Source organism: Sphingomonas sp. (assembly GCF_050725575.1).
In the GTDB taxonomy this organism is placed as follows: domain Bacteria; phylum Pseudomonadota; class Alphaproteobacteria; order Sphingomonadales; family Sphingomonadaceae; genus Sphingomonas.
Window position 1 is genome coordinate 1 of the sequence record NZ_JBOHHW010000089.1, and the last position, 8,406, is coordinate 8,406.

Consider the following 8,406-nt stretch of genomic DNA (forward strand, 5'->3'; position numbering starts at 1 on the left):
CCTGAACATAGCTTTGTACTACACCATGGAGATAACGAGCCTCCTCGGTTTTGAATTCGACTTCAAAAGGTTTTTTTATATATATGTCCCATAGAATGAGAGATATAGAGCCATCAGATAAATTTTTTCCCGAGAAGGTATCACCGGAGAACGACATCAGATTTCTTATCTCTGTTTTTCCAGTGGCATTTATCAAATTTGTTAAGTTAACTAACCAATCTATTAGGTGTATTTCTATATTAATTACAGTGGAGCTTGTCTCAATAAATACGCGATTCAATCTAAATTGATTAATGTCATCTATAGAAGAGATGTTCTGTGGAGCATTGTCACCGTCTTCATTGGGAAAAACAATAGCCCGCATTATTAAATCACCTCATGCTATTTTGGATTACTTTTTAGGTTTTGATCACGTTCGTCTCGGGGGTACTGTGTAATAATCACTTCAACCCTTGCAGGGCGTCCGATTTTTATAGAAAGGGCCATGGCAGCAGCCAGTTGGGGTCGCGCTAATTCCTTGGCAACTGATACAATCATCTTTGGATCTGTAATATCTTTTAGTGGCTTTGTTATCACTCGATTAATATCTTCTCCATCCGATCCTAGGCTGCTAATAAAACCGCTTTGATTGCTCTCATAGGCGGTGGTTCCTCTGTCGCTTGGGCCAAAAGTTCCTTCCCTTTCGGCAGCGATCATGGTTTTTACCGCAAGTATTTCTGCCTGGCGTTTTGTCATTGGAGACTGATATCTATTACTAGCAGTTCCGTTTGGGTCATGGCGTTTTTGACGATGGGTCTCCGTTTGTTCCGGATAAACGACAATAACATGGTCCCCGTCATTGCGTGGAATGAACGTCTGCTTTCCGCTAGGATCGCGCGCCATGACGGGGTCATTCCCGACATAAGCATAAAGATTGATCTGGTCCTTATACCCAACCGGATCAGTCTGCAGGAACCGCCCCAAGCTCGGTGAATAGATCCGCGCCTTATAATGATACATGCCAAGCTCTTGCAGCCAGGCCTGTCCGGTATATTGAAACCGCCCGAACTGCCCCGGTGCGGCAGTGCCATAGCCATTCGGAATGCCATATTCGTCATAGGCGTTGATCGCGGTATCGGTGCCCGCCGGGTTGGTCGTTGCGATTATCGAGCCCTGCTGGTCGGCGAACAGGAACCGGCGTACCGAATAATCGGTCGTGGCGCCCTCGAACCAGATCAGCGGGTCATCCGTCCCGGCGCCATGGACATAGCGCCGCAGCAACTGGTTGGCGGCGCCATATTCCGCGATCAGCGCGTCGCCATCATACAGGAACCGCGTGTCCGTGCTCGCCGTCGGCGAACTGGTCGAGCCCGACACCCTGAACAACCGCCCCAGCGGATCCCAGACCAGCGCCGCCGTCGCGGCCCCGCCGGATCGCGTGATCAAGCGGTTTTCGACATCGTAGCCAAATGAATTGCCTGCTCCGTCCGAGGTCAGATTGCCATTGGGGTCATAGCCGAACGTCGCCGCGCCGATGCCGGTATATTGGTTCAGCCCGTTTACCGCATAACTGTTGCTGATGCCCGTATTCGGATAACCGGTGAACCTGTAATCATTATTGGTTCGCGTTCGTGTGGTGATCTGCCCGGCCGGGTTGTAGCCGAATGAGGTGTCGAGCGGTCGCAGGCCGGAGGTGAATCGGTACGACGCCATGGCTGGCCGGCCAATGGGATCATAGATGTATTCGGTCGACCCGTAATTGCGGTACAGCGCCTGAACGCCGCCGAACGGGTGGTATGCCACAAGCACATTGCGCCCGCCGGATGGGTCAAAGACAGATTCCTGGCGGTTGAGACCATCATAGCCGAAGGTGAAGATCTGCCCGTCGGGATAGGTCGTGGTCACCTGATTGCCATTGGCATCATAGCTATGCCCGACGGTCGCACTCAGTCCGCTGATCGCAGTCGTGCTGCTGGTCAGCCGCCCGACCCGATCATACATGTTGGTAATGCCTTCGCCGGTCGCACTGTCAAAGCGGGCGTAGCTCTGAGTCCCCCGCAGGTCATAACCATAATAGACGTCACGCGTTGCCAGGGCCGAGGGGCAGGGGCCGACCTGGATCGGCGCACATCCGTCCGGCACCGTTTTTATCGCCACGCGGTTGAGAGCGTCATAGCTATAGCCGATAACCCGCCCATCGCGCTTCATCAGCTTCGCGCGGTTGCCGCCGCGGTCATAAGCATATTTCTCGCAATCGTCCCCGGGGCTGATGCTCTCGACAGGGCCGGCGATGCCGCCCACTTCGCTGATCGTGCCGATCGTGCACGGGGCGGTCGTGCCTTTGGTGGTTTTCGACGGAAACGACCAGGCGACCTGGCGGTCGAACCCGTCATAAGTATAGGCCGCGCTATTTCCATTGGCGTCGGTCACCGATGCCTGCTTGCCATTGGGCGTATAGGTATAGGTCACATAGGCCTGCTCGAGCGCCGGAGCGACCGTCGCCACCGACTTCCTGGTCTGCCGCACTTCGCCCGCGGCCGTGTACAGCGTCTGGGTGATCCGGTCCTCGCCGTCGCTTCCGGTCGTTCCAAGCGTACAGGCAAACGTCTTGCTATAGGCGGTCGGCAGCGCCGGGATCGCTGCCAGGTTCATCCGCGTCGCCACGCAATTGGGGCGGTCATCCTCGTCATAGCTCGTCTGGGTCACGCCCTGGACGCTGCCGTTATTGCCGAGCACACGCTCCTCGATCTTGTTGCCGCCCGGATCGAAACTGGCCAGGACCGTCTGGAAGACGGTGAACCCGCTCCAACTCGCCGGCGCCGTCATACCCGGCCAGGATGCCAGCGCACCGGTTTCTGTTTTAGTCAGCGTCCCATCGACATCATAAGTGTAGCGCACCGCAGGAAAGGTCAGCGGCCCGGTGCCGTCCGGATCCGGCTTGATCACACCGGTCAGCCGCCCCTCGCCGTCCCAGCGATAGCCGGTGGTATAGGGCGAGGCGAGCGTTTGTGCCTGCGCCGCGCCGGCCCAGCCCGAGATAGCGGCGAAGGCAAGCGACGCAGCCAGCCCGATCCGACGGCAGGCCTGTAGCGATGACGTGAACAGCTTCACTGGCATGATGTCAGCCCTGCTTTGGGATCGGTCTGGGCGATCAGTCGTCCGGCGGTATCGAATGTGTAGCAGGTGCGCAGCGCCAACCCGGCGCTGTCGACCACCTGCCCCTTCAGCGCGAACTTGTTGGCACTGTCATATTCGAAACTCGTCGTCGTCGCATTCCCCGACGCGATCAGTTCCTGTTTCGATATCGGCAGGTATAGCGTGCCGGCAAGCGCCGATATGCCGAACGGCGTCGTCACGCCCGCGAAACTGCCATAGCCGAATGTCGTGACCGGGCACACGCCCCCGGCGAGCAGGCAGCCGCCGGCCGCATTCAGCCCTGAACTCGCCGTGAGCAATTGGCCGTGCGTCGCATCCCAGCTGTAGCTTGCCCGATGGTTCAGCGCGTCGATTTCGAACGCCGGCTTGTTGCAGGTCGCCACATTCGAACATGTCGCAAGCGTCGGCCCGCCGACATAGCTGGTGATCGTCACCAGATCCGGCAGCCCTGTTCCCGGCTTGGCATGCTGCGTTTTCTGCACGACATTGCCGCGCGCGTCATAATCGGTCTGCTCGCTATTCCCTTCCGGCGCATAAGTCTCAACGACGCGCCCGAGATCATTGTAGCGCGTGCTGGTCGTCCGCAGCAGCGGATCGATCGACCTCACCTTCTGACCCCAACGGTCGTAATAAATTGTCGTACCGTTGGCCGGGCTGGCGGCCGCCTGTGTCGGGCTCAATGCCTCCGACCGGAACGGGCTGGCGAAATAGGCCCAGGACTTGCCGTTGGCATCCGTCAGTGCGCGAACATGCTCGTCGCCGCCGAAACTGATCGTGACGTCGGCGATGCCCGGCAGGCTTGGTTTGTAAAACACGGCAAGGGTGGAATAGACATCGTAGGGGCCGAAGACATTGGCACCGCCATAAGCCCAGGTCGCGCCGGCGGCATCAGTGAAGCTTTTTGTCCCCGACAGATAATTGGTCGTCTTCAGCGGTACATGCTTGTTCTTGTCGCAGAGAATCTGGTCAGGATCACCGATCAGGGTGAAGCCGACCTGTGGTCCCATCGCATAGGTCGCCGTCAGGCCGGACGACGTCTGATAGACGATGCTGGCGGGCCGGGCAGGCGTAAATACCGGCGGGTCAAAGGCGACGGGGCAGGTTGGGGTCGGATTATAGGCCCCATAGTCGTAGAAGCTCATGCGAATGTACGAACCGAGATTGTTCGCAACGGTACTCAACCCGACAACGTCGGAAGTCGCGACAGTATTGAAATAGGTCGCGTTGATATTGACGCCACTTGGGAATGCCCATGTCGTCAGATAGAGTGACTTGTTCGAAAGAGGGCTGACGATACCAGGCGATGAAAGATCGGCCGATGGAAAGCCGACGCCGCCTACCTGAGTATAGGATCGAGTCGTTCCCGAATGATCGACATAGCTAAGGCTCACCGGGCTGTAGAGGCGGCGGTTGATGATCCCGGTGACTGGAGTACCCGCCTGGGTCAGGGTCGAGCCATCGGCGCTGCCGCTGGCATAGGCACCCGATTGCTGACGATAGAAGCTTTGCTCACCGTCAAGGCCCGAGGTGATCGTCACGACATTGTTGATCGATGTATCGGCCAGCCAGCCGACCACTTGAGTCGCGGCATAGAGGTGCTGGGCATCCTGGGTCGTGACGAGATCGCTCAGCGCGTAAAGCCCGACCAGCGCACTGGCGACTGCCTGCGCGCCCCCGCCGCCCAGCGTCGCCACGCCATCATTGGAGAAAGCGGCGACCTGATTCCAATTGCTCTTCCAGCCGACGCCCAACCCGTAATTGGTGCCGTCACGCTGATCATAAGCGCGCTTGAGCGACAGCGAATAGGGGAAGTCGCCAGGACCGTCGACAAGGTCCGTCCCCGGCGCATAGGTCAGCGCACCACTGCGCCCGTCAATATTGATCGTGGCTCTAATCATCTCCGCTTTGGCTGCCTTGGGCGGGTCGGGCTTGCGGATGGCGCCGCTTGGGGAATCGATCGCGACCCCGACGCCGCCCTTGATCACGCGACTGTGGCGCGGATCGTAAATACCCAGTGCGATCCGGTCCGGGATGCCGCTGGTGCCGGGGCGCCAAGCCAGGAACGTCGAACGGACAAGCTCGCCGCCATTGCCATAGGTATTGACGCCTTCCCAAAGCGCTGACGTACGGTTCGGCGGCCCGCCGCTGATCGGGACGGAAATCTGGGGCTGGCGAAGCTGGCCATATTGTGGCGCGAGCAACGAATATCCCTCATTCACATAAGTCTGCATCGCGCTCTTCGCGTCGGGCAGATATTGGCTGAGACTTCCTGAGATCGAGGACCAGTTCGCCGATGTGGTCAGGTAAGTCGAATAGCTTGCCGGTACCGTTGCCCGCGTATCCTGTTGGGTGAACAGCGTCAGCGCCGCCATATCGTAAACCGCATCGGTTTCCTGGCGCGGTACACTGCCCTCTGCGTAGGAGAGGCCCAGGCCAGCGGTATAGGCGGCCCCGATATGGCCAGAGGTCGTATTGTCCTTCGCAATCGCGCTTACCGCCGCTTCGAAATCCAGCGAAAGAAACGTGGCACGTTCAAAGCTTGTCTGCCCCGGGATCGTCATCGCATTATTGGCATTGTCGAGCGTGAACACGCCGATCAGGTCGTGCATCTGGTAGACCGACGGTCGCGCGAAGGATGCGAGATTAAGCAGCGCGGAATATTGGCTGGCAACATTGGCCACCGTCGGACCGAAAGTGAACGGCAGCAGGTTGCTCGGGTCATAGCGCAGGCGCGAGGCAGCCGGCCTCATCCGGCTCAACGTGCCGGTGCCGGTATAGCCCCAGTCGTTCGACACATAGAATTGCCCGGTCGCACACCTCTTGGTGACAAGCGGCTTGCTCAGGACGCGGTCGGCATAGCTGCCCGAATTGGCGGCATAGGGATGATTGATCGCGATCGTCGCGACCGCAGGCACAGCCGCGGGTTGCGAGCCCAGATACTGGTCGCAATCATGATCCGATGCCCCCGCGATGACAGGTGGCGTATAAGGGTTACCGGCGCCGGCGGCGGCAAAACCGTTGGTCGAGGCATTGTATAGATAATTGAACCGCAGCATCTGTTCGCCCACGGTATCGGCATAATAGGTTCCGTATGCGGTCCCACCAAGCGAGACCGTGAAGGATGACCGGTAGATATCCGGAATCTGCCCGGTCCAGCTCCGGTCCGTCGCAACGACATAGGGCAGTGATGTCCGGCGGTTTTCGGCCTGTGGATGCGGGACGATATTCCTTTCCCCAAAGGCGGCCGAAGCCCGCATGCCGCGTGCGTTCGTCGCGATATTCTGCTCGACATTGGCGCGGTAGCCGTCGAGCGCCTGCCGGAAGGCCGCAATGTTGAACCCCTGAACGACGGCCGAATTCGCACCGCCGCCACTCGCCAGCAGGGCTGATTGGGAATAGCCGGAGGCCGCTTGCCAGCCGATCCCCGCCCGGTCGGCATGAGGTTTGTAGCTTGGATCGAAGGCGTAACTGACACCGCCCACCTTCGCGGTGACCCAGACATGTTCCATCGTCACCGTGAAGCTGCTGCCCGATCCGGTGACGGTTGCGGGAATGCCGCCATTGGCCAGCAATTTGGTCGCGACCGCGGCATCCGACACACCGGTCCAGCTCGCAAAATCGCTGGCTGAAAGGGTGATCTGGCCCATCGTATAGCTTGGTTGATAGGTCGATCCGCTGACCGCGTCGGATTCGCGCAAGGCATCCACCAGGAACTGTGCCTGATCGAAAGCGGTCCCGGCACCGTCGAGGACAACCCCGCGCCCGCCCTTCTGGAGGCCGAAGATCGGCACATATTCGACATTGTCCCGGACATGCTCAAAAATCAGGTCGATATTGTACCGCAGGGACCTCGCCGTTTCCTGGATCAATGGATCACGCGTCGTCGGCACCGCCGGACTGGCCGGGTTGCCATAATATGTCAGGGCGGTGGCCGGCGGGACCAGCGGTGCGGTCGCGATGACGACCGCCGGGCTTTCGGCTGCGGCCATGGTGGCGGGTGCGGCCACCAGTATCGCCGCGACCGAAACGCGCACCAGCATGCGACGCACTGCAGGCCTCATCGCCCGGCCCCTCGGTCCGAGGGGGCGGTGCGGAGCGGTGGCACGGTAATTCATTCACAAACTCCGCTGGGAACGGTGATCGTTATCGTTCCGGTCGATTGGGCTCCGCGGGCGTCCCGCACGACATAAGTGCCGATTTTGGTGCCTGCGGTGGTCGAGTTCCGGTATTGAACCGAGGTGGAGGACGCGACGGTGAAGGTTGGGGAGCCGGTGATACTGACCACCGTGAGCGGATAATCTCCTTCGGGATCGGTGTCGTTCGCAACGACATTGAAGAAATCACTGCCGCAGCGTGGCACAGACCCCGTATCCGCATTTGCGACCGGGGGCTGATTGACGGCGTCATTGTCGTTGATCGTGCCCGATCCCTGGGTCGCGGTGATCGGCGCCCCACCCGAGGCGGCCGATAGATTGACCAGCACCGTCTCGGCGGATTCGACGCTTGTGTCGTCGATCGTGACAACATTGATCGTCTTGCTGGTATCGCCCGACGCGAAAGTGAGCGTGCCGCTGGCCGCAGTGTAATCCGATCCGGCAACGGCTGTGCCATCCGCCGTGGCGAAGTTGACCGTGAAGCTCGCCGCTGTCGAACCGGTCTTGGTCACCGTATAGACCAGGGTTCCGCCCTCGGTAACGGGTGCGGCCCCGGAGATCGCGAAGCTCGGAGGAGGGGCGACATCATTGTCGTTGATCGTGCCCGATCCCTGGGCCGTGGTAATCGTCGCCCCGCCCGATGCGGCTGACAGGTTGACCAGCACCGTCTCGGCGGATTCGACGCTTGTGTCGTCGATCGTGGCGACGCTGATCGTCTTGCTGGTTTCGCCCGGCGCGAAAGTCAGCGTCCCGCTTGTCGCAGTATAGTCCGATCCGGCAATGGCCGTACCGTTCGCGGTGGCGAAATTGACCGTGAAGCTCGCCGCTGTCGAACCGGTCTTGGTCACCGTATAGACCAGGGTTCCGCCCTCGGTAACGGATGCGGCCCCGGAGATCGCGAAGCTTGGCGGAGGGGCGACGTCATTGTCGTTGATCGTGCCCGACCCCTGGGCCGTGGTAATCGTCGCCCCGCCCGAGGCGGCCGACAGATTGACCAGCACCGTCTCGGCGGATTCGACGCTTGTGTCGTCGATCGTGGCGACGCTGATCGTCTTGCTGGTTTCGCCCGGCGCGAAAGTCAGCGTCCCGCTTGTCGCAGTATAGTCCGATCCGGCAA

4 protein-coding genes are annotated in these 8,406 nt (G+C 59.7%); all 4 read right to left on the minus strand.

The genetic code is table 11. The features are described from left to right. Nucleotides 1–364: hypothetical protein (locus ACRECS_RS27090; RefSeq protein WP_431586082.1), on the minus strand; the 364-nt coding region annotated here is incomplete at its 3' end. Nucleotides 365–381: 17 nt separating this feature from the next. After that, on the minus strand, nt 382–2,925 hold the full coding sequence (locus ACRECS_RS27095) for an RHS repeat domain-containing protein (protein WP_431586083.1): 2,544 nt from the start codon (nt 2,923–2,925) through the stop codon (nt 382–384). A gap of 161 nt (nt 2,926–3,086) precedes the next feature. Beyond that, nucleotides 3,087–7,184 (minus strand): hypothetical protein, encoded by a 4,098-nt coding sequence (locus ACRECS_RS27100; protein WP_431586084.1) that lies wholly within the window; start codon nt 7,182–7,184, stop codon nt 3,087–3,089. A gap of 62 nt (nt 7,185–7,246) precedes the next feature. Then, nucleotides 7,247–8,406 (minus strand): Calx-beta domain-containing protein (locus tag ACRECS_RS27105; protein ID WP_431586085.1); only part of this gene is annotated, 1,160 nt, incomplete at its 5' end.